Annotated in this window: 20 protein-coding genes; 7 read left to right on the top strand and 13 right to left on the bottom strand. The window is 47.2% G+C overall.

Going from position 1 to position 26720, the window contains the following annotated elements; translation table 11 throughout:
- Nucleotides 1-459 precede the first annotated feature (459 nt).
- A complete protein-coding gene (locus BM607_RS16195; protein WP_071940298.1) occupies nucleotides 460-4107 on the top strand; it encodes an EAL domain-containing protein in 3648 nt (1215 codons plus the stop codon).
- A gap of 97 nt (nucleotides 4108-4204) precedes the next feature.
- Nucleotides 4205-4681, top strand: coding sequence for a cytoplasmic protein (locus BM607_RS16190; RefSeq protein ID WP_071940299.1), 477 nt, complete (start codon nucleotides 4205-4207; stop codon nucleotides 4679-4681).
- Between the two features lie 30 nt (nucleotides 4682-4711).
- On the opposite strand, the gene BM607_RS16185 is transcribed toward BM607_RS16190, so the two are convergent.
- The 10 genes from BM607_RS16185 to BM607_RS16140 all read right to left on the bottom strand — a co-directional run bounded on the left by BM607_RS16185 (nucleotide 4712) and on the right by BM607_RS16140 (nucleotide 13807).
- On the bottom strand, nucleotides 4712-5776 hold the full coding sequence (locus BM607_RS16185) for a sulfate ABC transporter ATP-binding protein (protein WP_071940300.1): 1065 nt from the start codon (nucleotides 5774-5776) through the stop codon (nucleotides 4712-4714).
- Between the two features lie 27 nt (nucleotides 5777-5803).
- Nucleotides 5804-6655, bottom strand: coding sequence for a sulfate ABC transporter permease subunit CysW (gene cysW, locus BM607_RS16180; protein WP_071940301.1), 852 nt, complete (start codon nucleotides 6653-6655; stop codon nucleotides 5804-5806).
- Between the two features lie 4 nt (nucleotides 6656-6659).
- Nucleotides 6660-7484 (bottom strand): sulfate ABC transporter permease subunit CysT, encoded by an 825-nt coding sequence (gene cysT, locus BM607_RS16175; protein WP_071940302.1) that lies wholly within the window; start codon nucleotides 7482-7484, stop codon nucleotides 6660-6662.
- 66 nt (nucleotides 7485-7550) lie between these two features.
- Nucleotides 7551-8564 carry a sulfate ABC transporter substrate-binding protein gene (locus BM607_RS16170; protein ID WP_071940303.1) on the bottom strand — a complete coding sequence of 338 codons (1014 nt, stop codon included), beginning with the start codon at nucleotides 8562-8564 and terminating at the stop codon, nucleotides 7551-7553.
- A 91-nt stretch (nucleotides 8565-8655) separates the two neighbouring features.
- Nucleotides 8656-8829: a YezD family protein gene (locus BM607_RS16165; protein WP_071940304.1), complete on the bottom strand. Its 174-nt coding sequence runs from the start codon at nucleotides 8827-8829 to the stop codon at nucleotides 8656-8658.
- 86 nt (nucleotides 8830-8915) lie between these two features.
- The gene (locus tag BM607_RS16160; protein WP_071940305.1) at nucleotides 8916-9551 is read right to left on the bottom strand and encodes an alpha/beta hydrolase; all 636 of its coding nucleotides are present in this window, start codon (nucleotides 9549-9551) and stop codon (nucleotides 8916-8918) included.
- Between the two features lie 259 nt (nucleotides 9552-9810).
- Entirely contained in the window at nucleotides 9811-11313 is a 1503-nt protein-coding gene (locus tag BM607_RS16155) for a DUF3300 domain-containing protein (protein ID WP_071940306.1), read from the bottom strand.
- Between the two features lie 148 nt (nucleotides 11314-11461).
- On the bottom strand, nucleotides 11462-12826 hold the full coding sequence (locus BM607_RS16150) for an ATP-binding protein (RefSeq protein ID WP_071940307.1): 1365 nt from the start codon (nucleotides 12824-12826) through the stop codon (nucleotides 11462-11464).
- Nucleotides 12819-13514: a response regulator transcription factor gene (locus BM607_RS16145; protein ID WP_006079500.1), complete on the bottom strand. Its 696-nt coding sequence runs from the start codon at nucleotides 13512-13514 to the stop codon at nucleotides 12819-12821. Before BM607_RS16145 ends, BM607_RS16150 begins: the two co-directional genes overlap by 8 nt.
- 2 nt (nucleotides 13515-13516) lie before the next feature.
- Nucleotides 13517-13807, bottom strand: coding sequence for a PepSY domain-containing protein (locus BM607_RS16140; RefSeq protein WP_012588852.1), 291 nt, complete (start codon nucleotides 13805-13807; stop codon nucleotides 13517-13519).
- Between the two features lie 358 nt (nucleotides 13808-14165).
- Between BM607_RS16140 and BM607_RS16130 the strand changes: the two genes are divergently transcribed.
- On the top strand, nucleotides 14166-15122 hold the full coding sequence (locus tag BM607_RS16130) for a choice-of-anchor H family protein (RefSeq protein ID WP_071940308.1): 957 nt from the start codon (nucleotides 14166-14168) through the stop codon (nucleotides 15120-15122).
- 80 nt (nucleotides 15123-15202) lie between these two features.
- Nucleotides 15203-15676, top strand: a complete 474-nt coding sequence (locus tag BM607_RS16125; RefSeq protein ID WP_006079504.1) for a peroxiredoxin — start codon at nucleotides 15203-15205, stop codon at nucleotides 15674-15676.
- Between the two features lie 77 nt (nucleotides 15677-15753).
- Here BM607_RS16125 and BM607_RS16120 read toward each other — a convergent pair whose 3' ends face one another.
- The 3 genes from BM607_RS16120 to ompR form a co-directional block, all read right to left on the bottom strand.
- Nucleotides 15754-17736: a methyl-accepting chemotaxis protein gene (locus BM607_RS16120; RefSeq protein ID WP_071940309.1), complete on the bottom strand. Its 1983-nt coding sequence runs from the start codon at nucleotides 17734-17736 to the stop codon at nucleotides 15754-15756.
- Between the two features lie 129 nt (nucleotides 17737-17865).
- On the bottom strand, nucleotides 17866-19182 hold the full coding sequence (gene envZ / locus BM607_RS16115) for a two-component system sensor histidine kinase EnvZ (protein WP_071940310.1): 1317 nt from the start codon (nucleotides 19180-19182) through the stop codon (nucleotides 17866-17868).
- Between the two features lie 42 nt (nucleotides 19183-19224).
- Entirely contained in the window at nucleotides 19225-19950 is a 726-nt protein-coding gene (gene ompR / locus BM607_RS16110) for a two-component system response regulator OmpR (protein ID WP_006079507.1), read from the bottom strand.
- 358 nt (nucleotides 19951-20308) lie between these two features.
- Between ompR and BM607_RS16105 the strand changes: the two genes are divergently transcribed.
- From BM607_RS16105 to greB, 3 genes are all read left to right on the top strand, one after another.
- Nucleotides 20309-25198, top strand: coding sequence for a PAS domain S-box protein (locus tag BM607_RS16105; RefSeq protein WP_071940311.1), 4890 nt, complete (start codon nucleotides 20309-20311; stop codon nucleotides 25196-25198).
- The gene (locus BM607_RS16100; protein ID WP_071940312.1) at nucleotides 25198-26130 is read left to right on the top strand and encodes a diguanylate cyclase; all 933 of its coding nucleotides are present in this window, start codon (nucleotides 25198-25200) and stop codon (nucleotides 26128-26130) included. Before BM607_RS16105 ends, BM607_RS16100 begins: the two co-directional genes overlap by 1 nt.
- An 83-nt stretch (nucleotides 26131-26213) precedes the next feature.
- Nucleotides 26214-26717 (top strand): transcription elongation factor GreB, encoded by a 504-nt coding sequence (greB, locus tag BM607_RS16095; RefSeq protein WP_006079584.1) that lies wholly within the window; start codon nucleotides 26214-26216, stop codon nucleotides 26715-26717.
- The last annotated feature ends 3 nt before the right edge of the window (nucleotides 26718-26720 follow it).

The raw sequence follows: 26720 nt of genomic DNA, 5'->3' as shown, positions 1-26720 counted from the left end.
GTTAAAAAAACCTTAATTAAAACCAAATAAAATCAATAAATTTACAAAATTAACCTAAATTTAACTGATTTGGTTCTCATAAAATAAAAATGTGTGAGGCGCTTCATTTATTCGTTTTGGCTAAAGTTGATGTGTTGGCGACGGTATGGCGTGGATTAATGCCCCTATAAGCATGTGGGTTTTAGCCAACAGTCGCTTTTATCGCATACGAATGACACTGCTATTTACCCTTGCTCGCCGCACATTTTTGCATGCTGATTTTTGATGCGAGTTAAGTGTCGTGAAATGGATTTTAGCTGGGCATCTCAAATAAAAACATCAAGTTAAAACAGTGACAATGTCAGTCATTTACGCTATTTACATTAGATAATGCGATTATTAGACTGTGATTTCATCACAACCTTGATATCTGCTTGAGATTGATCGAGTGAGTAGGGCATGATGCTTGTTAACATTTAAATGTGCCAGCTTGAAGGACTACACATAAAGTCATTTATTCCATACCTTAAGGTAAATATTTTCATCGCCTTAGCTTACATTGTTGTAGGTAAATTAGGCTTGATGATTGCTTTGCCGCCTGGATATTCTGCGGCGATTTGGCCTGCCGCAGGGATTGCTATTGCCGCATGTATCCTATGGAAAGAGTATGTCCCTTGGGTTGGCGTGTTAATTGGTTCGATGCTGATTAACATCAATATTGGCGGGCATATCCATTGGGGCTGGTTACCCTTTGCTATCTCGATTGGGTCTTGTATACAGGCTGTGCTTTCAGCCCATGTTCTTGGCCGAGTCGATCATTTATTCACCTTAGATAATCCTAATACCGTCATTAAATCCTGCTTGAGCTTAGCCTTAACTTGTATTGTGGCGACCGTTTTTGGCAACAGTGCCTTAGTGATCAACGGTACGATTCCACCATCTGATTTACTGGGAAGTTTAATAAATTGGTGGACGGGGGATTTGCTCGGCGCCGTGATCTTTATCCCTTTGACTATGTTGTTATTTGATAAGCGGACTATCTGGCGTGCTCGCCGGATTCAGACGGGTGTTCCCCTGCTGGTGGGCTTTTTATTCTGCGTGGGGATTTATTACTACTCGGACATGAACCAGCGCCAACAGTTGCAGGATAAGTTTCAGATCCAATCCAATGCCGTGATTAGCAATATTGAAAGTTTTCAAGAGGCTAATCTGCAGCAAATCGTCGCCCTAGCGAGCTTGTTCGATAATAGCGAGCAGGTTTCTGAGGATGAGTTTGTGCAGTTTGGCAAACGTAACATGCTGCAGCAAGATGGCTTTAGAGCTTGGTCTTGGTCGCCGTTAGTGGCGGCTGCCGATCTGCCCAGTTTTGAGGCATCGACCCGCTCAGCCATTGGCGGCCCTTATAAAGTCACGCGGCCTCAAGGCTGGCAAACTAATACCGATGGCTGGTTAGTGCCTGTGATGTACATTCAGCCAATCATAGGCAATGAGGCGGCGCTGGGATTAGATCTCAATAGCGAGCCGACACGAGCCGCTGCCATTGCCAAAGTGCGCGCTACCTTAGCGCCTGTGATGACGGCTAAGATTCAATTAGCTCAAGATCCCAATGGCCCGGGTGGTACTTTACTCATTGCGCCCGCGTTCGACCGACTAGGCAGAATCTCAGGATTTTGTTCAGCTGTGATTGATTTACAAAGCATTATTAATGATGTTGAGAGCGTAAAGGGATTGCAGTGGAAACTCTCCGACATGAGTGCGGGCGGTGCATTACTTTATAGCAATACCACGAAGTCGTTTCCCGCGTTTAGCAGCAAGCTATTTAGCGATAAAACCGGCCAGTATTTTCAAGCAAACCTGATGCTAGCGGATCGGCATTGGCACATAGTGATTTATCAATCCTATGCTGTGCTGATGGGCGATACTTTTAGCTTATCGCTACTTATGCTGCTCCTCGCCTTTATCACCTGTGCTGTTGTGGGTGGTATGACGCTGGTTTCCTCCGGCGAGCGCCAACGTATTGCCGAGAAAGTGACTGAAAAAACCATGGCCTTGTCGAAGGAAATTGCTCGTCGTCAGGCTTTTCAGGCTACCTTGGTACAAAGCGAGCAAAGATATCGTAATTTGTTTGATAAGGCGCCCGTGGGGCATGTGCTCAAACGTTTAGATGATGGTCAGTTTGTGGCGATTAACCCCGCATTCGAAGCGATGACGGGTTACTCACTCGATGAGTTAAATCAGCTTGACCCTTGGGATCTCACGCCAAAGCGTTATCAATTAAGTGAAACTGAGCAATTAGAACGCCTAAAGCAAACCCGTCGTTATGGCCCCTATCAGAAGCATTATGTTCATAAGAATGGCCAGTTAGTGGCAGTGCGCCTTAATGGTGCGTTAGTCACAGGCGCCGATGGTGAGCAGCTTATTCTTTTTATCGTTGAAGATATTACCGAGCAGGAGCGTACCGTTGCGCGGGTAAATCTATTGGCGCAGGTGTTCCAGCAGAGTGGTGAAGGCATCACTATCATGGATGCCAACGACATTATTGTGGATGTGAATAGTGCGTTTTCTCAGATAACCGGTTATTCCCGAGAAGAAATCATTGGTAAAAACTGCCGCTTTTTAGAGGCCGAGCGTACCGACAAAGGTATCGATCCTCAAGTGCGTGCTGCCCTAGAACAAACAGGTTTCTGGCAAGGTGAAGTTTGGGACAGGCATAAGCATGGTTACGATTTCCCTAAATGGTTGATGATGTCTGTGGTGCGCGATGATGCAGGTGCCGTGAGCCATTACATCGGCAGCTTTACCGATATCAGCGAGCGTAAAGTCAGTGAGGAACGGATTCATTTCCTCGCCCACCATGATTCTTTGACGCTACTGCCTAATCGACTCAGCTTGCAGTCGCGCCTCGAAGTGGTATTTAGGGAGGCGCTGGTATCCGACAGCCAAATTGCGGTGATGTTTATCGACATGGACCACTTTAAAAATATCAACGACACCTTGGGCCATCATGTGGGCGATCAACTGTTGTTAGAAGTTGCGCGTCGTTTGAAAAACATCGTTGGTGATACTGACACTGTGGCGCGTCTGGGTGGCGATGAGTTTGTGGTCGCATTATCTGATACGAACCATGATGAGGTGGCCAGTTTAGCCGAAGCGCTGCGCAGCGGTTTGAGTCAAACCTATATCATTAATAATCAAGCATTACATTCATCGCCAAGTATCGGCATCAGTTTATTCCCGACCGATGGTGACAGTGTTGAAGCCCTGATGAAAAACGCCGATATGGCCATGTACCGCGCCAAATCGGCGGGACGCAATAACTATCAATTCTTTACTGCGGCGATGAATACCTTGATCACTGAGCGCCAGCAAATTGAAACTGGCCTCAGGCAAGTGCTCGCTAACGATGAATTACGACTGCATTATCAGCCACAAATTGATATCCGTACTGGGCAAGTGGTCAGTGTCGAAGCCTTAGTGCGCTGGCAACATCCCGAATTTGGCATGGTAGCGCCAGACCGCTTTATCCCCATTGCTGAAGAGATCGACATGATCATTCCTATCGGCCAATGGGTGTTAGAAACCGCCATGGCGCAGCTTGCCGCTTGGCGCGCTGCGGGTGCGACCGAGCTGCGAATGGCGGTGAATCTGTCGGCACATCAACTCCGCAAAGATAGCATTGTCGCCGATATCACCAATGTGCTTTTAAAGCATAAGTTGGGCAAAGGGGCATTGGAGCTCGAAATCACCGAGAGTGTGGCGATGCAATATCCGGAGCAGAATGCGCGCCTGTTAGCAGAATTGCGCCAGCATGGTATCGAACTTGCGATTGATGATTTCGGTACGGGTTATTCCTCGTTATCCTATTTGAAACTCTTGCCCTTAGACAGATTGAAGCTCGACCGCTCCTTTGTGAAGGATATTGAGAGCGACCCGAACGATGCTGCTATCAGTGCTGCGACCATTTCTATGTCCCATGAGTTGGGGCTAACTGTGGTGGCCGAAGGGGTTGAAAACGAGGCGCAGTTGGTATTATTGTCGAGCATGGGGTGCGACTTAGTGCAAGGGTTTTATTTTAGTAAACCCTTAGCGGCAGAAGAGTGTTTCCGCTTTATCCAGCGTAATTTATAACGGCAGAGTATTGTTGTTTTTCTAATGCTGGCGCAGAGTTGGACTATACTTGAGTTCGCATTATGTATGCGTTAATCGAAATACTAAGGATGGTTTTATGCAAGTCATCTTCACCAAAGGAACCCAGCGTTATGGTCAGCTGCGCTGCGTGCGCATGGACGGTAGTGCGACTCAAACCCAAATGCCAGAACAGGGCATTGCTCCCCACGATATGATCCATTATGTTGTTGAAAAACGCCTGCATATTCAAGGGGCTTTCTTCTCGCAGGTCAGAGCTGGCGCCGATATCAGCTTCGCCTTAGAACATAACGAAACCTCCCGCGCCATCGCAGATAAAACGGAAGTGTGGCAAACCGAATCCATAGTCGGAACCTTGCAGTCACTACTCTGGTCGGGTGAAACGCCAACCTATAACGGCTTTGTTTATCTGTTAGAGCAAGCCTGTAACAGCCGTGGCCTAGCCGTTCCAACCGTTAGCCAATCGGACTTTGAACATATTCTCAATGAGATTATGGATCTGAGCATCGAGTGGCAGGGAATGGGTGAAGGTCAGTCCCTGACCTTGAAGTTTTAAGTTGTCGCCATTCGCCGTACTGACGAATGGCTAAATACCTTCCCCTAAAAAGACCTTGCTATAGCGCGGTTGGATCCAAGCGCTATCCCCTTTGTTTATGCCAAGCTGTTTAAATTGGACCTTGGATAATTCAACGTGGATAAGTTGATTATCTAGCTCAGTTAGGACTTCTAATCTCACGGCGGGGCCAACTATAGTCACTAAGTCTAAGGTGACTTTAAGGGCATTTTCAGTTGGTTGTGTCAGTACTTCGATTTCGTGTGGGCGCACATAGGCTAAGCCTTGTTGTTCTTCGTCAATAGTGTGTTCTGGTGAGGTAATGTGGATATTGCCTATAGTGCTATGCCCTTGTTTTACCCTTGCATGAAATAGGTTCACATTGCCAAGAAACTCATACACGAAAGGATTGCTGGGATTGTCATAGACTTCTTCTGGCGTACCTTGCTGCTCGATACGACCTTGATTCATTACTACAATTTTGTCTGCGACTTCGAGTGCTTCTTCCTGATCATGGGTCACAAATACTGTAGTGACATTAATCTCATCGTGTAAGCGTCTGAGCCAGCGGCGTAGTTCGGCGCGCACTTTAGCATCGAGTGCGCCAAAGGGTTCGTCTAACAGCAATACCTTAGGTTCGACCGCAAGTGCGCGGGCGAGAGCGATACGTTGTCTTTGTCCGCCAGAGAGTTGCGATGGGTAGCGATTGGCGGTCCAATCTAATTGAACAAGTTTGAGTAATGAATGCACCTTATCGGCAATGTCTGCCCTACTTGGGCGTGTCTTTCGTGGTCTGACTGTGAGTCCATAGGCGACATTCTCAAATACTGTCATATGTTTAAATAGGGCGTAATGTTGGAATACAAAACCGACACCGCGTTCACTCACATGCTGAGTGGTGATGTCTTCGCCATTAAATCTGACTATGCCACTGTCGGCCTGTTCGAGTCCGGCAATAATCCTGAGTAAAGTTGTTTTGCCTGAGCCGGATGGACCTAAAAGGGCCGTCAGCTCTCCGGTTTTAATCTCTAAATTGACCGAGTCCACGGCAACAAAATCACTAAAACGCTTATTAACTTGTTGAATGTGTATGCTCATAATGCTCTGTTCCCAAGGACGTTGCGTTTAGTTAATTTGATGTTTGCGCTCATCTTTCCACTCCACAAGGCTTTTCAGCACGATAGTGACCAGTGCTAAACCTGTGAGCAGGGATGACACGGCAAACGCGGCCGTAAACATGTATTCGTTATAAAGCACTTCTATGTGTAGCGGCATAGTATTGGTCTCACCGCGAATGCGCCCTGAGACTACAGCTACTGCCCCAAACTCGCCCATAGCGCGGGCATTACAGAGGATCACGCCGTAGAGTAATCCCCACTTAATGTTCGGCAGTGTGACGTACCAAAAAGTCTTTAAACCACTGGCGCCTAGGGTAAGTGAGGCCTCTTCTTCATCTTTGCCCTGTTGCTGCATCAGTGGGATAAGTTCACGGGCAATAAAGGGTAAAGTGCCGAACATGATGACAATGACTATGCCCGGAACGGCAAAAATCACTTTTAAATCATGGGCGGCAAGCCAAGGCCCAAACCAGCCTTGGGCACCGAAGAGGATCACAAAAATCAGCCCGACCACGACGGGTGAAATGGCGAAGGGCATATCGATTATCGAGATCAGTATGGTTTTGCCTCTAAACTCAAATTTAGCAATGGCCCAAGCGATGGCGACACCAAAAATAGCATTGGTGGGCACAACAATAATTAACACTAACAAGGTGAGGCGAATGGAAGCGAGCGCATCGGGATCGGTCACTGCTTGCCACCAGACCTTGAGACCCGCTTCGAAGGCGCCGTAGAGCACAACCGCTAATGGCAAAACCAGAAACAGTGCGAGAAAGCTTAATGCGATCCCGATTAAACTCCACTTTATCCAAGGCGCCTCAGTGGTAGCTTGATAATTTACAGTCGATATTTGGCCCATAGACTTAACCTCTTTTACTCGCCCACCACTGTAGGCTATTAATTAATAACAATAAGAGGAAAGCAGCTGCGAGCATGACCACGCCGATAGCCGCAGCGCCGTTATAGTCATATTGCTCAGCTTTGGACACTATCAGTAGCGGAGTAATTTCGGTGCGATAGGGCAAATTGCCCGAGATAAAAATGACGGAACCATATTCGCCCACAGCACGCGCAAAGGCTAAGGCGTAACCCGTTAATAATGCAGGTAATACCGCAGGTAGGATCACTCTTCTTATGGTGGTTAATCGATTAGCACCGAGGGACGCTGAGGCTTCTTCGAGTTCCTTTGAAAAGTCAGCCAAAACCGGTTGCACTGTTCGGACGACAAAGGGCAATCCAATGTAAGTTAAGGCGATCACAACACCAATCTGACTGTAGGCGACTTTAATGCCCCATAAATGTAAATATTGACCTACCCACCCGGTAGTCGAATAAAGCGTTACGAGCGCGATACCTGCGACAGCCGTCGGTAAGGCAAAAGGCAGATCGACTAAAGCATCGACGACATTTTTACCAAAAAATTGATAACGCACTAACACCCAAGCCACGAGTGTGCCAAAAATGGCATTAATGCTGGCGCCAATAAAAGACGCCGCAAATGACAGTTTGTAGGAGGCAACAACCTGAGGGTGACTAATGGCTGCCCAAAAGTCAGCCCAACTCATTTGCAGCGTAAACAAGACTAATCCTGCTACAGGGATTAAAAATAATAGGCTTAAATATAAAACCGAGAAGCCTAAGGTAATACCAAATCCTGGGATCACCGATTTCATTGCAACCTTACTCATATCTTTATTCCGTAGCGAAATTAGTGTTATTCATTAGCGAGTTAGTCGATGTAGAGATCGATAACACTACTTGCTAAGTTTGGTCAGGATATGATCGAATTTTCCGCCATCACTGAAATGAGTTTTCTGGGCATTATTCCAACCTCCAAAGACGTCATCGACGGTAAAAAGCGTCAGTTGTGGAAACTTATTTTGGTACTGTTCACCAATCTTTTTGTTGGCTGGGCGATAGAAGTGTTTTGCTGCCAGATGTTGAGCTTCATCCGTGTATAAATACTGCAAGTAAGCTTCAGCTAGGGAGCGGGTTCCTTTGCGATCAACGTTTTTATCGACAATCGCTACGGGCGGTTCGGCAAGAATACTGACGCTTGGGACAATAATCTCAAACTCTCCTTTGCCCAGTTGCTCAACTGCAAGGAAGGCTTCATTTTCCCAAGCGATAAAGACATCACCAATTTTACGTTGCACAAAGGTATTGGTTGCACCGCGGGCACCTGAATCTAATACCGGAACATTGCGGTAGATTTGTTCAACAAATTCATCAGCCTTTGCCTCTGAACCAAATTTTTTAAAGGCATAACCCCACGCAGCCAGATAGTTCCAGCGTGCTCCACCTGAGGTTTTAGGGTTTGGCGTAATGACTTCAACTCCTTCACGGGTTAAGTCATTCCAATCATGGATATTTTTAGGGTTTTCCTTACGAACTAGTAGCACTATGGTCGACGTATAAGGCGAGCTATTGTGCGGTAAACGATTTTGCCAATTCTCAGGGATTAAATCCGCTTTTTGCCTTAATGCGTCAACATCATAGGCCAGTGCCAGTGTGACAACATCGGCTTCAAGTCCATCAATAACAGAGCGTGCTTGCGAGCCTGAACCGCCGTGTGATTGACGTATGGTTGGGGCTTTATGGCCTTGTTTTTGCCAATATTGGCTGAAGAGTTGGTTATATTCCCGATAGAACTCTCGGGTCGGATCATAGGAGACATTTAATAGCGTGTTTTCAGCGAGCGCGAAAAAACTGGCTGAGGCTAATGCTAGGGCAAGCGTGATTTTTTGTAGGTGAGATAACATGTTCATACCGAAATCCTCATATTATTTAATAAGGCTTCCGGTGGACCGGTCAGCGATGTGGTTTAACTTTTTTCAAATTGATCTGATTACTTAACTTTTATTTAGGCTGTGAAGCTTGGTCTAAACGAATTTTTTCTTTCTTTTCTAATTGCACTAATTTTCCATGGTGAAAGGTTAATTCCACAGTCCCAAACTCAATCCTGCCAAGGAGTTTTTCGATACTACTCACCAGTATGGGTATCACGGTTTGCTGTTCTTCTCTGGTTGCCATTATGGGTGTCCTTACTGAGCTGGGTTTGACAACTTAACAATGATTATAGCGAAACATTGATAACTAAAAAGTTATATTTTGAGATTTTATATTCTTTTATGGAATATATCTGGGCGCGGTATTTCATTGCTCGAACAGGCATTTGCAACGGGTTGCTCTTTAGCGTCTAGCTGATGAAGAAAGTTACCAATAAGCACATCGATGAGAGGCCACTGTCCATGACCTGAGTCCACATTAATATGACCACTTAGCCCTAGGTTGATTGTGGGCAGTCCAAATACCTTTGCCAGTTTTGCCGCTTGATTGAAGGGCATCCAAGGATCGTTTTCACTGGCAATGACTAGCCCTGCAACGCCTAAGGGATGTTTTGGCAGTAAGTGCTTGATGGTTTTCGCCCCATCGTGTTCAGGCAGAATATGCCCATTCTCTGAAAATCGTGCTGGCGATGCGGGCGCAACGAGAATTGCAGCGGCTATGCGCTGTGGATGGTGTGCGATGGCAAGACTCGTCGCTAAACAACCAAAACTGTGAGCGAGGATAAGGATTTCCCCTTCTATTTGATCGATCGCGCGGTTAATGGCATTAGCCCAGATATGGATCTTAGGCTCCAATAGCGGTAAGTCATTGACCCATATCGCTGATTCATATTTCTGTGCAATCCAACTTTGCCAATGCAAGGGGCCGCTGCCACCAAACCCTGGCACAATCAATAAGGTTGCCATATTCCATCCTCCAAGATGTGAGTTTATAAGGGAGCCAAATGACGACAGGGTGAAGCCAATGTGACCCGCACTCTGACTATAACTACAAATTTGGTTATTAAAATTGTTATATGTAGTTCATTTTGGAATATGAGATGTATTTAGGATCTTAACTCTGGGAGGAGGTTGTTTTGTGAGGTGATGTTGCAGATAAATCATCCATAAAAAGGCCCAGTAAGATGGTGAGTCTTCTGGGCATTAGTCTTGAGTATATATCTTGTTATTCCCTATGACGACGTTCTTGGCTTTGAGTTGAGCGACCTTGGTTATGTTCTACCGAGCGAGCGGTTTGCGCATTTTGGCGTGGCTCACTTTGTCTCACTCTCACGTCTTCGCGTTGTCTTGGCGCTGCTTGTCTTGGTTGTTCAATACGTTGCGGTTCTGCGCGTCTTGTCTCAGGTCGTGGCGTTTCAACTCTTGGGGTCGCAGTCCTTGGATTTTCTTGTCTTTGTGGCTGCGTCCTTTGTTGATCGACATTACGCGGCTGTGACTCCCGAGTTTGATATTGCCTTTGCTGAGACTCCTTCGATGGCATTGGCTTTGACTGCACGGGTCTCGATTGCGCGTCATTACGATCCTGGTGAGTCGGCGTTTGTACCATAGTCGCGGATCGACGTTCCTTTGACTCGGCCTGCGTTTTTTGATAACTCGGTAAGCGGTTATCACGTTCACGACTGGTGTTGTGATAGTCCTTATTGTCACGACTCTTATGACCCTGATTACTCATATTACCTTGATTGCTATGGGTATCTTGGCGTTCTTTTGACTTCGAGTATTGGCTATTGAAGTGCTGCTTGCTGCCGCTAGAGTGTGAATCTCTACCGCGATACTTGTCTTCGTTGTAATAGCGTTGCTTCACGACGGGGTTGTGGTAACTCACGCCACGTCTATGTTCGGGTTTATGTTTCCAAGGCTGGGCACCATAACTGACCGTGTATCTTTCACGTGGGCGATAACGATGTGAATGGCGATAGTCGATCACGACCACTTTATGGTTGTGCCAGTGGAATGAACTGAAGAAGTAGTTAAAGGAAATATGGATGCCAGGTGACCAGTAGAAATGGTTATGACTCGGACGATAGGGATAGCCAGCATAGCCGCCAAATTCCCAATACACGGGTGGATAAGCCACACCCCAGCGCCATGTGCCATAAACCACGCGCGGATCATAATAGGGCACGTAGACGATTTCTCGCTTAGCGGGTTCTATGATGATCTGATTGTTGGCGCGGGTGATCGCCATGTTATCCATGTCCGCTAAGCTATTCGCTTTATCAGCCTGTTGCCTTAGGGATTGAATGCTGTTCATCACTTGGCCTTCATCTTCTAAGAAGGCTTCACCGAGTCTTTGAGTCCAGTCGAGATCTTCACTCATTTTTTGCAGCAGCGTCGGAAAGGCCAGCAAAGCTTTGACGCTCGGGTCCCAATCTTGGTCTTCGGCTTGCGTCATCAGTTGATCGACTGATGATTTGGGGCGCTGGGTTAACCAACGTTGTGCCTGCACTATTTCGAGTGGATAAGTTGAGGCAATAAGTATGTGGGTCAATAAGCTATCGGGATACAGGGCAATAGGCGCCAGCATTTGTTCGAGTTCGGCTTGGCTTGCCGCAGCGCTCGAGCCTTGGCTCACAGATACGCCCGCAGCTTGTGCTGTGGTAGTGAAAGGCAAGGTCACTAATGCCGCCGTTAACACTAGCCAATTCCATCGATGTAGTCTGTTCATGGTTTGCTCCAATAATCCTGTTCGAGGATGTTATGGGCATCATAGGCGTTTGAATATGAACATAAGCTGAAAGCATTTTGCGGTTAAAAAGTTATTTTTAACCGCAATTTAGGTGGGAATTTAAATCTATGGTATTGAAACTAAATCATTAAATTGAGTGTACAAAGCTGATGCTGAACTTGGCGCCGCCCAAGGTTTCTGAACGTGAGACTGAAATTCTGCCGTTATAGCTGTCGACTAAATCGCGCACGATCGCAAGCCCAATACCATTACCTTGATGATAGGAATCAGCGCGAATACCGCGTTCAAAGATTTGATTTTGCAGTGCTTCACTGATCCCAGGTCCATCATCTTCGATGCAGATCAGCAATTGATAGGCATCGCCGGTCACGGTTAATTTAACCGTGGACTTTGCCGCTTTGCAGGCGTTGTCGAGCACGTTACCGAGAATTTCCGTGAGATCCGCTTCATCACCTTTGAATACTGCTTCGTCAGCCATCTCGCCGCTGAGGTTGATTTGCGGCTCACGATAAATTTTAGCTAAGGTGCGTAATAACTTAGCGGCGACGTCATCGACGCGAATCCCTAAATGCCACGAGGCTGCCGCTGCCGTTTGGGCGCGTTTCAACTGGTGGCCAATAATGCGGCTGATCACCGACACTTGCTCGCTGGAGGCTTCGCTTAAGTCGGCCTGACTCTTGATCACCGCCAGCGGTGTTTTGAGGCTGTGGGCAAGATCGGCCAAGGCATTACGATAGCGTTTGCGCTGGGTTTGTTCGGTATTGAGCAAAATATTGAGCTGCCGCGCAACCGCTTGTAGTTCAGTGGGGTACTGACTACTTAGCTGCATAGACTTACCTTGCTCGACGGAATGTAATTCTTGGGTAAAGCGCGCCAATGGTTGCAGCGTCCACACTAGCCAGCTCAGTTGGAACACGAGCATGACGAACATGAGGATCAGCAGCCAAGTCCAAAGCTGCTGGTTAAATTGATCGATTTGCTGCTGAAATTCGCGCTCGTCCTTAATGATGTGAATCGTCACAGGCACGTTTTGATTTTGACTGGCGAAACTGACGCTAAAGCTATAAATCAAATGGGGTTGTTCGGCGATCTCGATTTGCTCAAAGGCACTTTGACCCGTTGCTGGGATGGTAAAATGCGGTGGTGGCACCATGCCCATAAAAGATTGCGAGTGCCACACGATCGTTTGTTTGCCGCTGGCATCTTCAGTGGTCGCAATGGCATACAGCCCAGATTGAATGAGGTTAAAACGATTTTCGAGTACTAATTCTGGGATAGATATTTGTTTATTCTCGACTTCAGTCACCGCGAGTATCGAATAGACATAGGCGCTGAGTTCATTTTTGGTCGCGCTTTTAACTTGCTCGGTAAAGGCATCGTTTAAGGCGACGCCGATCAAAGGCAATAACACTAAGATAAACAATAGCGCGCTAATCACTAAGCGCGCTTTAAGGGAGTTCAATACTTGCCACACAATGGCACGTTTACTCATCGGCAGTTGGCTCGGGCGTTAACGCTTTTAGGCGATAACCTTGGCCGCGCAGGGTTTCAATCAGGTTGTATTGATTATCAGGATCGAGTTTTTTGCGTAACCTGCGGATAAAGACTTCTATGACGTTAGAATCTAAATCAAAATCCTGATCGTAGATGTGCTCCGTCAATACAGTTTTGGATTTCACTTCGCCTTGATGCAGCATAAAAAATTCGAATAACTTGTATTCTGAGCCGCTGAGGTTAACCAACTCTTCACCTTTACGCACTTCTAAGCTGCTGGTATTTAGGCTAAAGGGACCGTTATAAATCAAAGGGCTGGCCTTGCCGGCAGAGCGACGGATCAAGGCTTTTAGCCGCGCGACCAGTTCTTGGGGATGAAAAGGTTTCGTCAGGTAGTCGTCGGCACCGGCGTCGAGTCCTTCCACCTTATCTTGCCAACTGTCCCTCGCGGTTAAAATCAGGATTGGGAAGTCGCGTTCCTGTTCGCGTACGCTGCGGATCAGGGCGATACCATCGAGCTTAGGCAAACCGACATCGATTATCGCCGCATCATAGTTGTATTCGAGTGCTTGAAATAAGCCTTCTTCACCATCGCTCGCCACATCGATACTGTAATGGGCATCGAGCAGATGTTGTTTTAAGTTAGCCTGCAGTTCTAAATCATCTTCAACCAATAACAATCGCATAGTTAATTCCTCGACACTCGGCCAGTAGCGGCATCCACTGAGACAGAAAACACTTGGCCGTCATTATTGAGGAGCTTAACCCGATATCCTGAGCCGCTGGATTGCACGCTCAGTACCTTGCCTTGATATTGGCGTTGCACCATAGCCACAGCTTGATCTGGGCTATTGACCGCCAGACGGCGCTGCTCATTCTTCGCACCTTGGTTGCGATCATTCTGTCTATCATTGCCTGCCATGCTGCCAAAGGAGGCCAATAAGCAAGCGATTAGGGCCAATGTCAAACCAAGTTTCATATCTGGTACCCGCAATGTTCGGCGATCTTAAGTTAATGAGTGAGATGGATAACTTATCGAGTCGACTAAGAATACCTCATCACCTTAACAAACACATAGAGATCAGCCAATTGGTTGGCACAATTCCATCAAAATTAACTTTGGTAGTCATTTTGTTATTCGTGACAGAACTGAAGCTCTGTCAGCGAGTCTATTCCTATGCTCGCATTCAATATGCCCTAGTGTCGGCTAATCCAGATGAACTAAGGCTGAACGTATTGTCGCGCTAAGAACACTAAATGTTGATGTTCAGCTTATGTTCACCTTCATTGCACTTTAATGGCTCCAATTTGAACGGGTTATCCATGGGGTATTCAAGATGAACACACTCAATAAACAAGGTATGGCAACCACAGTTAACAGTCAGGTTAACACCCATTTCGTTAAAGCGACGGCAATTGCCGCGCTGTTTTTAGCATCTTCTGCTGTTAACGCTCAGCCCCGCGAACTGGAGTCATCGCAAAGCTTAACGCCATTTACTGCGGCCAGTGTCGGCATTGCCAAAAAAGCTGAAAACAGCGAGCAAGCAGCCGAGCAGGAACAGCAAGCTTTAGCCCTGTTACAACAAGCTGCGCCCGCAAAAAATGTCACTGAAGCCGCTGCTGCAGCCGTTAAATCCTTGGCGCCCGCGTTATCCTCTAAAGCGCCGACGGCAAACCGCGTGCAACTAATGGGCGCATCGCCGATGACGCGTGAGCAAGTGACTGCGAAACATGCGAGCCAAGGCATGCCGAGTTCGAGCGCGACCAGTGAAGATCCCTACCGCGCCCCTGTGTATCACAGCTTTTCGATTTTTGATGCCAGCAGTCGTTTGTTCGAAGACTTTGACTACGATGGGTTTTATCAAACCTTTAGCGTGACCTTCGACGTCGATGTTAACGGCGCGTATCTTAATGAAAGAGCTGACTTATTTGCCGAGCTTTATCTCAGTCGTGATGGCGGCCCTTGGGTGCATTACTACACCACGGACGTGTTTACTATTTATGGCGATTCAACACAGGACGATTATGAAGTGCTGACCACGCTCTACACAGGTTATGCGACGGACCACTACGATGTGCTAATCGATGTGTACGAAGTGGGTTACAGCTACATTGTCGCGACCATTAGTGCCGATGAAACCGATGGTTTGTATGCACTGCCACTGGAAAGTAGCGATCGAGACAGAGAACCTGATGTCATAGTCGTCGAAGAAAGTGGCGGTAGCTTATCGGTATTGGGTCTGTTGTTCCTCGGTTTGTGTGCTGGGCTGCGGATGAATCGTACTCGCGGCTAATCACCCTTTTTTCTCTCTGTGTTTATCTCAGGTAAATAGGGCTAGTATGGTCAGGTTAATTTAACTAAATGGAGATAAATATGATTGCTCAAGGTCAAACATTACCAGCAGCTACATTAGGCCAACTAACGAAAGATGGCATGGTGAATCACCAAGTTACTGAACTGTTCGCTGGTAAAAAAGTGGTATTGTTTGCTGTACCCGGTGCGTTTACTCCGACCTGTTCTGAAGCGCATTTACCTGGCTATGTCGTATTAGCCGATCAATTTAAAGCGAAAGGCGTGGATTTGATTGCCTGTGTTGCTGTGAACGATGCCTTCGTGATGAAAGCGTGGGGCGAAGCGCAAAATGCCTCTGAATTGATGATGCTAGCCGATGGCGATGCCAGTTTTACTAAAGCGTTAGGCTTAGAAATGGACACTGCTGGTTTTGGTGGCGTGCGTTCACAACGTTACGCCATGATCATAGATAACGGCGTAGTGACTCTGCTGAATGTTGAAGAGCCAAAGGCTTTTGAAGCCAGTAAAGCCGAAGTGGTTTTAGCTGCACTGTAATTATTAAGGTCCGAACGTAATCGGACATCAAAATAAATGGGAGCTTAGGCTCCTATTTTTATTGGTATTTTAGTGGGTTAAGCGGCCCGCGACTGTGGCGGTAAGTTACCAGCATCGGCAATGCCTAAACTGGTCTCAATATCCTCGACGCTCTGCTGCACTTCTTGGGCGATGACTTCACTCTGTTGTGAACTGGTTTGTGCCTGCTCTTTTAAGCTATCCATAGTGCGCACAAATTGATCGAGATAATCGACTTGCTCCTTGGCATTGAGCGAGCCTTGTTTAGCGGTATTGGCCATGTCGCTCGCTTGGTTTTGCACCGTTTGCGCCACTTGCCATAGGCTTTGAGCGCGCAGTTTTTGACTGCTGGTGGCCTGAGCTATGCCATCGACACTCTCACTGAGGGCATGATTCGATTGGGTCAGTTGCTGCAGAATCTTCACGATTTCGTTTAAGGACACTTGGGTGCGCTGACTTAAATTTCGCACTTCATCGGCAACCACGGCAAAGCCGCGACCTTGCTCTCCCGCCCGCGCAGCTTCAATGGCGGCATTGAGGGCGAGTAAGTTAGTTTGTTCGGCGATATTGCCAATTACATCAATGATTTTCGACACATCCGTCACTGAGTTATTCAGGCTTTCAAGGGAAGCATGGCAAAGGCCAACGGCGGTTTGCGTCTGCTCAGTTGCGCTGAGTACGGCCTCGGCTTCAGTTTGGCTCGACTGCATTTGGCGCATGGTTTCGGCGGCGCTGTCTTCCACGAGTGCCGAAGTGTGGCTCACCTCATTGGCGAGGCTGCGGATATGTTCGGTCTGTGTTTGCGTATCGGCCACAATCGTCTGAGTGTGCTCTGTGTGCTGCGATAGCTGAGTAATGCGCGCAACCAGTTGGCTTAATGATTGAGAAACCTTAGTGATTTGCTGGCGCTGTGCTTCGTCTTCCTGTTCAAACCTTTGCAGCAACTGGTTGAAATGACCTGCGATTTGGCCCGTCTCGCAGCGACGATTAATGTCTAAACGCTCGCGGCTGTTCGATTCGCTTAATTTCATAAAGGCTTGGTTGAGACGTTTTAATGGTTTGACGACGCGATTTTGCTGCAGGATCAAATAACCAATAGCAAACAAGGCCATGATGGAAACCATAGTGTAGAGGATCAGTTGTAGCTCATATTTCAGCTGTTGATTTTTCGCTGCCTGAGCCTCACCTAAGCCAATAAGCTGTTGTTCCACATTGCTAATTGCTTGAATGAGTTGATCTTGCATCTCTTGGTTGGCTTGCAGCAATTGGTGGGTATTGGCGACTTCTTTGTTGTATCGATTGGCGAGACTCAGCAGTTCACTGCGGTCACTTTCACCGATTTCAATCTGTTCTGGTTCGCTGGCACCGAGGGCAAACTCATCGGCTTCTTGCTGCTCATATACACCGATTAACGGCAGTGCGCTGAGGGCGTCGTGCCACGTATTGAGCTCTTTGCTGGTGCTGTCTAAAATGCCCTTGAGTTGCTGATTTTTGCCGATCAGATAGCCATCGGTCAGCTGGGAAAGTTGATAGACGATGGAAGGTAAATCGCGGCTCAATTGCAGATATTGTTCGGCGACCACCGCATTTGTGGCTAAGCCTTTATCGGCATAACTGCCCAAACGACGGTTATAGTCGAGCATTTCAGATTCGGCGTGGGCCAGCAGTTGTCGCGGGTTGCCAGCGAGTTTACCCGCTGCGCGGTACTTGGTATCTAAATCTTGAATGAAGCTGCTGAGACTTGCTTGCAAGTCATTATCGGTAGCGCCCATGGTGGCGAGATTAAGCTCTGTGAGCTGGTTCTTAATGGCGCTGAGTTTAGTTTTAGCTTGTTCAAGTTGGCTAGAGTTGCCGCTGGCGAGATAGCCGTCGAGATCGCGGCGTACGCCGACGAGGAAGTCTTCTTGTATGCTTTGCAGTGTGAGTGTTTGTTGTTCTATATTTTGTCGCTGATCACTACTCCACAGCACTACGGCCGCTAATAATCCCGCGAGCAATAACAACAGGGCAGAAGCAGAGAGCGACAGCGTTGAAATTTTCATTTTGCAATCTTCATAATTGTCAGAGCCATTTAACTGTTCTGAGTTTATGAATTTAGCGTGACATTAATATGACAAGCGCCCACATGAATGTCAGCGTTGTCATTTGATTTGCCGATATGTGATCTCGCGCTATTCCAGCGGCAGCCACACTTGGGCTCTTAAACCGCCTTCGGCGCGGTTGGAGAGGGTGACTTGCCCTTGGTGTCTATCGATAATCCGTTTGATGATGGCGAGACCTAGGCCTGAGCCGACACTGCCTCGGGCGATATCACCTTGGGTAAAGGGTTGAAATAGTTTGGTGATTTGTGACTCGTCTATTCCTGGACCATTATCTTCAACACTAAAACCGATACGTTTGCCATCGAACTGCGAGCTAATGCGGATCCAGCCAGAACCATAGCGAAAGGCATTTTCGACTAAGTTGCTCAGTACCCGCTTGATGGCAATCGCTTGGAATTGGGCTTCGGGGCAGTCAGTTAATACTACTTCAATTTCACCGGCGCGATTGGCTTCTGCTTGAGCGACATCTTGAATGAGTTTATTGATTTGCCCTAGCTCATGGCTGGTTTCCTGATCTTGGCGAATATACGCAATAAACTGGCTGATGATGGCGTCCATATCTTCGATATCGTTGACTATGCCATCTTTAAGATATTGATCTTCCTCAACCATCATCTCAGATGCGAGACGAATACGGGTGAGCGGCGTGCGCAAGTCGTGGGAAATCCCCGCCATCAATAGCGCTCTGTCCTGTTCCAGCTGTTTCATGCTGTGTGCCATCTGGTTGAAGGCGTTGGTCACTTCGACAATTTCACTCGAACCATTAAGCGGCAAGGGATCGGGGAATTCACCGCGGGAAACGGCAATCGCGGCTTTTTGTAGTCGCCTAAGTGGACGGTTTTGTTGGCGGGCAAACCACCACCCCCCAGCGACGCTGAGGGCGCCTATGACCATTAAATAGAGGGTGAGCGGCGAAAGGTCTGAAACATTCTGGCCGATAAGCGGCACTTTTATCCAAATCGAGGGCGCCTGTGGTGGACGGATCCAAATTTGCAATACGCTGCCGTGGGTGACGCGCACTTCGGCGTCGCCGCCGAGATATTCCGACATCTGCGCCGACCAGAAACCATAGTAAGTCGCTTGCTCAATACCGGCTTCGCGCGCCTGCTGCTGATTGTAAATCTTCATGCCATCGTCGTGGACTTTGGCATTGAGGGCATCGACTATGGTTAAGTGCTCACGGCCAATATCTATGCCATCGACAAACAGTAATTTGACTTGGCGAGCGATTAACTGATTGATTTGCTGGTAGCTTGGCTTAAGCACATAGACGGCAACCGTGACGTAAGACACCAGCTGATTGATCAGTAATAGACAACCAATCAGCATCACGGTTTGGCTAAACGCGCTGCGAGGCACAAACCGCCACCAAAACTTAGCTTTCATCGGGGGCTCAATAACCGCAGCAGATTAAGATGGCAGCGCGGCTCATCGACGCGCGGCGCCATCGGGCACAAACACATAACCTAATCCCCACACCGTTTGAATGTAGCGTGGATTAGCGGGATCTTTTTCGATTAAACGCCGCAGACGTGACACTTGTACGTCGATGGAGCGTTCTAGCGCAGAATAATCGCGGCCACGGGCGAGGTTCATCAACTTATCCCGAGACAAGGGCTCGCGTGGATGGGTGACGAGCACTTTAAGCACGGCAAACTCACCGCTAGTGAGCGCAATCGATTCGTCGCCGTGGTACATCTCACGGGTGGCTAAATCCAGCGAAAACTCACCGAAGCTGATCTGTGCTTCCTGCTGAGCGGGCGCACCGGGCACATCTTGGGTTTGGCGACGCATCACGGCTTTGATCCGTGCGAGCAATTCCCGTGGATTAAAAGGTTTTGGCAGATAATCGTCGGCGCCTAACTCTAGGCCAATAATACGGTCGACTTCATCGCCCTTGGCCGTCAGCATCACGATCGGAATAGGATTACCTTGCTGGCGCAAACGGCGACAGATAGACAGGCCATCTTCACCGGGCAACATCAAGTCGAGCACGAGTAAATGGAAGTTTTCGCGTTCTAATAGGCGGTCCATCTGCTCGGCATTGGCCGCGCTGCGCACCTGATAACCTTGCTCCATCAGGTAACGCTCGAGTAACGCTCGCAGGCGCATATCATCATCGACGACGAGGATTTTCGAGGTTTCTTGTCCCATGGGATGTCCTTTAATTGCTCAGATTGGTGCTTATTCTACTGACGAGAAACAGTTAAGATTAACCAACTGGCTGAAATTGAAAACGAATCTGCCTAATATAGCCGCATTCAACCTAGGCGACTAGCTCACCTTAGTGGCTTGAATGCGATAAATGCTGACATTTATTGCCCAATGTTAATACTAAGCAAATGAAATTGCATGGGAATACTCGCGTTTATTCACGCCAAGGGTGAAATTGTAACTAAATGGGCATCAGCAACTTTTGGCGCATTTATCGTTTGTTGATATTCGCTGAGTGGCAAAAGGATTTTTATTAGTCCAAAATCATAACTCTCTGATTATAAATTATTAGGCGCTTATGCACTTGTCCATGAGTTATAAGAATGCTTCGAAATGGGGTTTATTAGTCCTGTTGATTGGATTGGTGCTAAGCGCGTTATTAACAGGGTTGACGGGGCGCATGAACGCCCAAACGATTGAGCAAGCATTACGTGAAGACGCGGAGCAAATCAGTGAGAACGTAATTAACCGTATTAACATATATCAATATGGTTTACGCGGGGCACGCGGAACGATAGTCACTGCGGGTGAACATAATATTAGTCGTGCTAGCTTCCATCGCTATAGTTTAACGCGGGATGTGGACCAAGAGTTTCCCGGCGCCCGTGGATTTGGCTTTATTCGTCGAGTACCCAGTGCCGATGAAGCGGCATTTATAGCAAGAGTTCGTCAAGATGATTGGCCTGACTTTAATATTCGCCAACTTAATCAAAATGATGGTGAAAGATACGTTATTGAATATATTGAGCCTGTAGACCGCAATAAAGCTGCCGTTGGCTTAGATATTGCCTCAGAGGCACATCGTAAAGCCGCTGCCGATGCGGCTATGTTATCCGGTGAAGTGCGCTTATCTGCACCCATCACATTAGTGCAGGCTACGGGTAGGCCGCTACAATCATTCTTAATTCTGCAGCCTATTTATCGCACGGGTTTAGTACCTAAAACACAACAGGAAAGACTTTCAGCCGGGTATGGTTGGAGTTATGCCCCCTTAGTGACGAACGAAGTTCTAATGGGGTTAGCGTTGAATCAGAAGATGACTAAGCTGTTGCTTAGCGATATCACCCAAGCTGAGCGTCCCATCAGTTTTTTTGAAACACACCCTGATGAGGCGTCTCCACTATCTGCATATCGCCATAAAATGACGAAAGACATTTTTGGTCGTCAATGGCAGATAGAAGTCATCGCTTATCCATCATTTATTAAGTCATTGCATCTTAATCAACCCAGTTTAGTGCTGTTGAGTGGCAGTTTGTTTAGCCTGCTTTTAGCCGCATTAATTGCCATGTGGTCCATCAGTTTGCAGCGTAAGCAGCAGGTGCTGCTTGAACAGGCAAGGCGCGCTAGCATGTTGGAGCATTCTCTCGATGGCATTATCAGTTATGACACTAAAGGCCAAATTACCAGTTGGAACCAAGGTGCCGAGCAGTTATTTGGCTATACCGAGGCGCACGCTCTTGGCCAGTCGTGTTGTAAATTGATTGTTCCTGCCAGCATAGTGCAGGAAGAAAGAGCATTATTCTCCGAAGTGTTAGCGGGGAAAACCTCTTTAAATCGGATAACTAGCCACCAACGGCAGGATGGTAGCCATTTATCAACCTCGACTACAGCCGTACCTATTTACGACGAGCACGGCAAGATTGCTGGCATGAGCCAAACGATCCGCGATATTACGGCGCAGCTGGAAGCTGAACGACATATTTTAAGCTTGAATGCGAGTCTCGAACGGCAAGTCACCAAGCGTACCCATGCGCTGCAGCAGGCGTTACTCGAAAACCAAACCTTGCTCGACACTATTAATCAACAGCTACTCTATTCCGTTACTGACCCCAATGGCGTCATCTTAGAGGTGAATGATAACTTTTGCCGTATTAGTGGCTATCCGCGTGAGCAACTGGTGGGGAAAACCCATGCAATACTCAAGTCGGGTGAACATGATGCATCTTTCTGGCAATCGATGTGGCAACAGATAAACGCGGGACAGTCTTGGCACGGTGAAATCTGCAACCTTGATAAGCATCAAACGTTGAAATGGTTCGATACTGTGATTGGTCCAGTATTTGATGAATACGGTAAAATTGAACGTTTTGTGGCATTAAGGATTGATATTACCGACCGTAAGTTGACACAGATTGAGAAAAATAACTTAGGGTCATTACTGACTAACGTGCTCGATGCCGCCTCTGAAATGTCCATTATAGCCACTGATGTGCAAGGGAATATCACCATTTTTAACCGTGGAGCAGAGCGCTTACTCGGTTATTCAGCCGAGGAAATGATAGGTCAATCTACCCCTGCGCCTCTGCATTTGCTCGAGGAGGTGTTGATAAGATCTGCAGAGTTATCCGCTGAATATGGTAAAGACATTCAAGGCTTTGATGTTTTCATCTATAAGGCAAGAGCCGAAGGTTCGGAAACCCGCAATTGGACCTATGTGCGTAAAGACGGTAGCCAGTTTCAAGTGTCACTTTCTGTCACTGCGATGCGTGACAGTGTTGGCGAGATTATTGGTTATTTAGGCATTGGCGTCGATATTTCACTGATGTTACTGCAGCAGCAAGCACTGATGACGGCCAGTAACCATTTAAGTAAGGCTGCCGAAGTGGCTCAATTAGGTATCTGGACTTGGAATCTGCTCGGTAATTCGCTTGAATGGAATGAACGTATGTTTGCGATTTACGATCAGCCTGAAAGTCTTCGTGAACAAGGATTAACCTATGAGCACTGGTCGATGCGGGTTCATCCTGACGATATTGCTTTTGCTGATGCTAAATTGAAAGGCGCTGTGGAAGGAACGGCGCAATATGACCCTATTTTTAGGGTGGTAAGGACAGATGGCTCGATTCGCTACGTTCAGGCGGCCGCCCAAGTTGAGCGCGATAAACAGGGTCATGCGATTAGAGTGATTGGGATTAATTTAGATATCACTGAACAGCAACAATTGGAAGAAAGCTTGCGAGAAGCTAAGCAGGAGGCCGATGCGGCGAGTGCGGCTAAGTCTGCATTTTTAGCCAATATGAGCCATGAAATTCGCACCCCAATGAATGCTGTATTAGGCATGCTGCAATTAATTCAATACACCTCTTTGTCTAGGCAGCAACAAGATTATGTTAATAAAACTCAAACGGCCGCTAAGTCCTTATTAGGACTACTGAACGACATTCTCGACTTTTCTAAAATTGATGCTGGCAAGTTAGTACTCGATCTTCATCCCTGTTCGATTGAATTGCTGATGCGGGATCTTGCCGTTGTACTGTCGGGTAACCATGGTGATAAAGATGTCGAGGTGATGTTTGATCTAGACACGGCTTTGCCTCCTTGGCTGTTAGCAGATCAACTTAGATTGCAACAGATCCTCGTTAACCTCGCAGGTAATGCCCTTAAATTCACTCACCACGGTCAAGTGATTGTCGGCATTGAATGTTTACGACATGAGGCTGATACAGTCACAGTACAAATTTCAATTACCGATACGGGTATTGGTATCAGTGACGAGCAGATTGAGCGGATTTTTACCGGATTTGAACAGGCAGAATCCTCAACATCACGCCGTTTTGGGGGCACAGGGCTCGGGCTAGCAATAAGCAAAAGGCTGATCGGCCTTATGGGCAGTGAGTTACATGTGACCAGCAAGGTGGGTGTTGGAAGCCGTTTTTGGTTTGATGTGACGTTTCCTATCATACAAGTCGAAGAAACTCGGCACACAGACCTTAGCGGATACCGTGTGTTAGTGGTTGATGATAATGAATTGACGGTAGAGATTTTAGAGAAAATTTTGACCGGATTTGGGTGTGAGGTTGAAACTGCCTTAGGCGGATATTCGGCTCTAGCGAAGGTTAAACAATCCCATGAAAAATCGACACCGTTTGATGTGGTGTTGATGGATTGGCGTATGCCAGACCTTGATGGGCTGCAAACCGCCGAAATGCTGCGTAACTCAGACGCGGATAACCAGACTCCGCTGGTGGTGATGTTAACGGCTTACGGTCATGAAGTGATTGCCGAGAGTCAGCAGATTAGAAGTGTCCCTTTCGTTAATTTCCTCACTAAACCTGTGACATCGCAGATCTTGGCAGAAGCTGTGTTGAATGCCATCGAAGGTAAGACAATGGAGGCGCACCCTCAGCCGCGTTCACAGCGATTTTTAGCAGGGCTAACCATATTAGTGGTGGAAGATAATCAACTCAATCGACAAGTTATCGATGAGCTATTGAGTTATGAGGGCGCGAATGTCGTATTGGCAGAAGGCGGTATGGAAGGTGTTTCCTTGGTGCTCGAGAGTGGTGACTTATTCGATATTGTCATCATGGACATGCAAATGCCCGATATGGATGGATTGGAGGCGACTCGACGTATCCGCGCTGATGGACGTTTTGCAGCATTACCGATACTTGCGATGACAGCTAATGCTTCACAGTCCGATAGGCAAGAGTGTCTCAATGCGGGTATGAATGACCATGTTGGCAAACCCATCGATATGCCATTATTACTACCGAGTATTTTGCGCTTAGTTGGCCGTGAGGATATGACCTCTGCTGAATTTGAAGGGCACTGGCCTGAAGCGACGCAGGAGCAGAGTGATGAGCAATTACTCGATGATATTCGCCTGATCCTGCGTCGTTTTGGGGGTAATCAGTCTTTCTTCCAAAAAATGGCCAAAAGTTTTGCGCCTGAAATGATGAAGCAACTCGCGCTCTTTAAGCAGTCGACTAAGATATTTGATCACTCAACGGCGGCGGCGATTAGCCATGGTATTAAAGGCATTGCCAGTAATTTTGGTGCTCGGCGTTTAGCTGCGCATGCGGCTTACTTAGAGAAACAGTTTAAGCAAGAATGCCCTGAACTGATTGATATTAAGCGCTGGACGGATACGTTAGAGGAACTCATTAATCAGAGTAGTCAGCAGCTTTCAACCTACTTTGGGGTGGAAGAATTTAATGCAGTTATTAGCGATAATGTAGAAAAAGCCGTGTATTCTTCGGTATCGGTGCAAAGTGTTAAGACGGACCTTAATACCCTAATGACCCTATTAAAAGAGAACAATTTAGAAGCTATGGCCTTAACTGACCAGTTAGCTGAATTGCTGTCAGGCCATCCACAATGGTCCATATTGCATGGGCAAGTGCAAGCGCTCGATTTTAATCAGGCATTAGATACGCTACGGATTATCATGTTGGAGGAGGCGTAATGCATCTTGCAGAATTAATTGCTCGGCCCCAAAGTGAGAAAGGTAAGATCCTTATCGTTGATGATCAGCCGCTCAATATCAAAATACTGCATCAACTCTTCAATGAAGAGTATGAGTTGTTCATGGCGACCAATGGTGAGCAGGCGATAGCCATATGCCAGAAGGTACAGCCAGATTTAGTGCTGTTAGACATTGAAATGCCTGGTATGTCGGGTTTTGACGTTTGCCAACATCTTAAAGCCGATCCTGAAACCGCGACTATTGGGGTTATTTTTGTTACGGCTCATTTTGATGAGGTGCAAGAAGTTAAAGGTTTTCAGCTGGGTGCAGTCGATTTTATCCATAAACCTATCAATCCAATTATCACCACTGCGCGGGTAAAAAATCAGTTTACCCTCAAGCGACAATCCGATCTGTTGCACTCTATCGCGCTGCTTGACAGTTTAACGGGCGTCGCCAATCGACGTCAGTTTGAGCAGCGACTTCCTGAAATATGGAAACATTGCTGCCGCAACGAGTTAGCCTTATCTGTGGTGATGCTAGATGTGGATTTTTTTAAACGTTTTAATGATCGTTATGGTCATCAGGAAGGCGACCAATGTTTGCGACAGGTTGCAAAAGCCGTAAGCGATTCTCTGCAGCGCGCGACTGACTTTGTTGCACGTTATGGCGGGGAGGAGTTTATTTGTATTCTGCCAGAAACCAAGCTTGCCGGTGCCATTCATACGGCACAGAAAATAGTGAATGCAGTACAAGCTTTGCATCTTGAACATCTCGAGTCGAGCTTCCAAGAAGTGACGATTAGTGCGGGTGTCGCGAGCGTGCTACCCAAAAGTGATTTGACTTGGCAAACACTGATCGAAACAGCGGACCAGCAATTGTACTTGGCGAAAGAGAGTGGACGTAACCAAGTAGTAGGCCTAGGGCTTTAGCCCGTGAGTTTGTATGTGATTTTTAGCGTGCATTTTGTGAAATTGCCGCTGTTTTTTGCTCAGCATGTGGATAATAAAGAGTTATGAAAGCGCATTTGATCACCCGACAGGGTTGGCAAACTTTAGATAAAGAGTTGAAGTATTTGTGGAAAGAATATCGGCCGCAAATCACCCTTAAAGTCCAAGAAGCGGCGGCGCAAGGCGACCGTAGTGAGAACGCTGATTACACCTACAACAAGCGTTTGTTAAGACAAATTGATGGCCGAGTCAGATACTTAGTCAAGCGTTTAGAAGAATTAAAAATTGTCGATTACTCGCCGCAGCAGGAAGGTAAAATATTCTTCGGTGCTTGGTTTGAGCTTGAAAATGAAGCCGGTGATCGCGTGCGTTATCGGATCGTCGGTAAAGATGAGCTCGATACCAAATTGGGCTACATCACCATCGACTCGCCCATGGCGCGTGCCTTAATCGGCAAGCAAGTGGACGATGAGGTGGTAGTGCAAACGCCATCGGGTCCAAAAGAGTGGTATATCAATCAGATCCGTTACACTCCTTTTGAAACCACTCTCGCCAGCGAGGCTGATTAGCGA

Source organism: Shewanella sp. SACH (genome assembly GCF_001887095.2).
Classification (GTDB): Bacteria; Pseudomonadota; Gammaproteobacteria; order Enterobacterales; family Shewanellaceae; genus Shewanella; species Shewanella baltica.
This window is presented reverse-complemented; position numbering and strand designations above follow the sequence as displayed.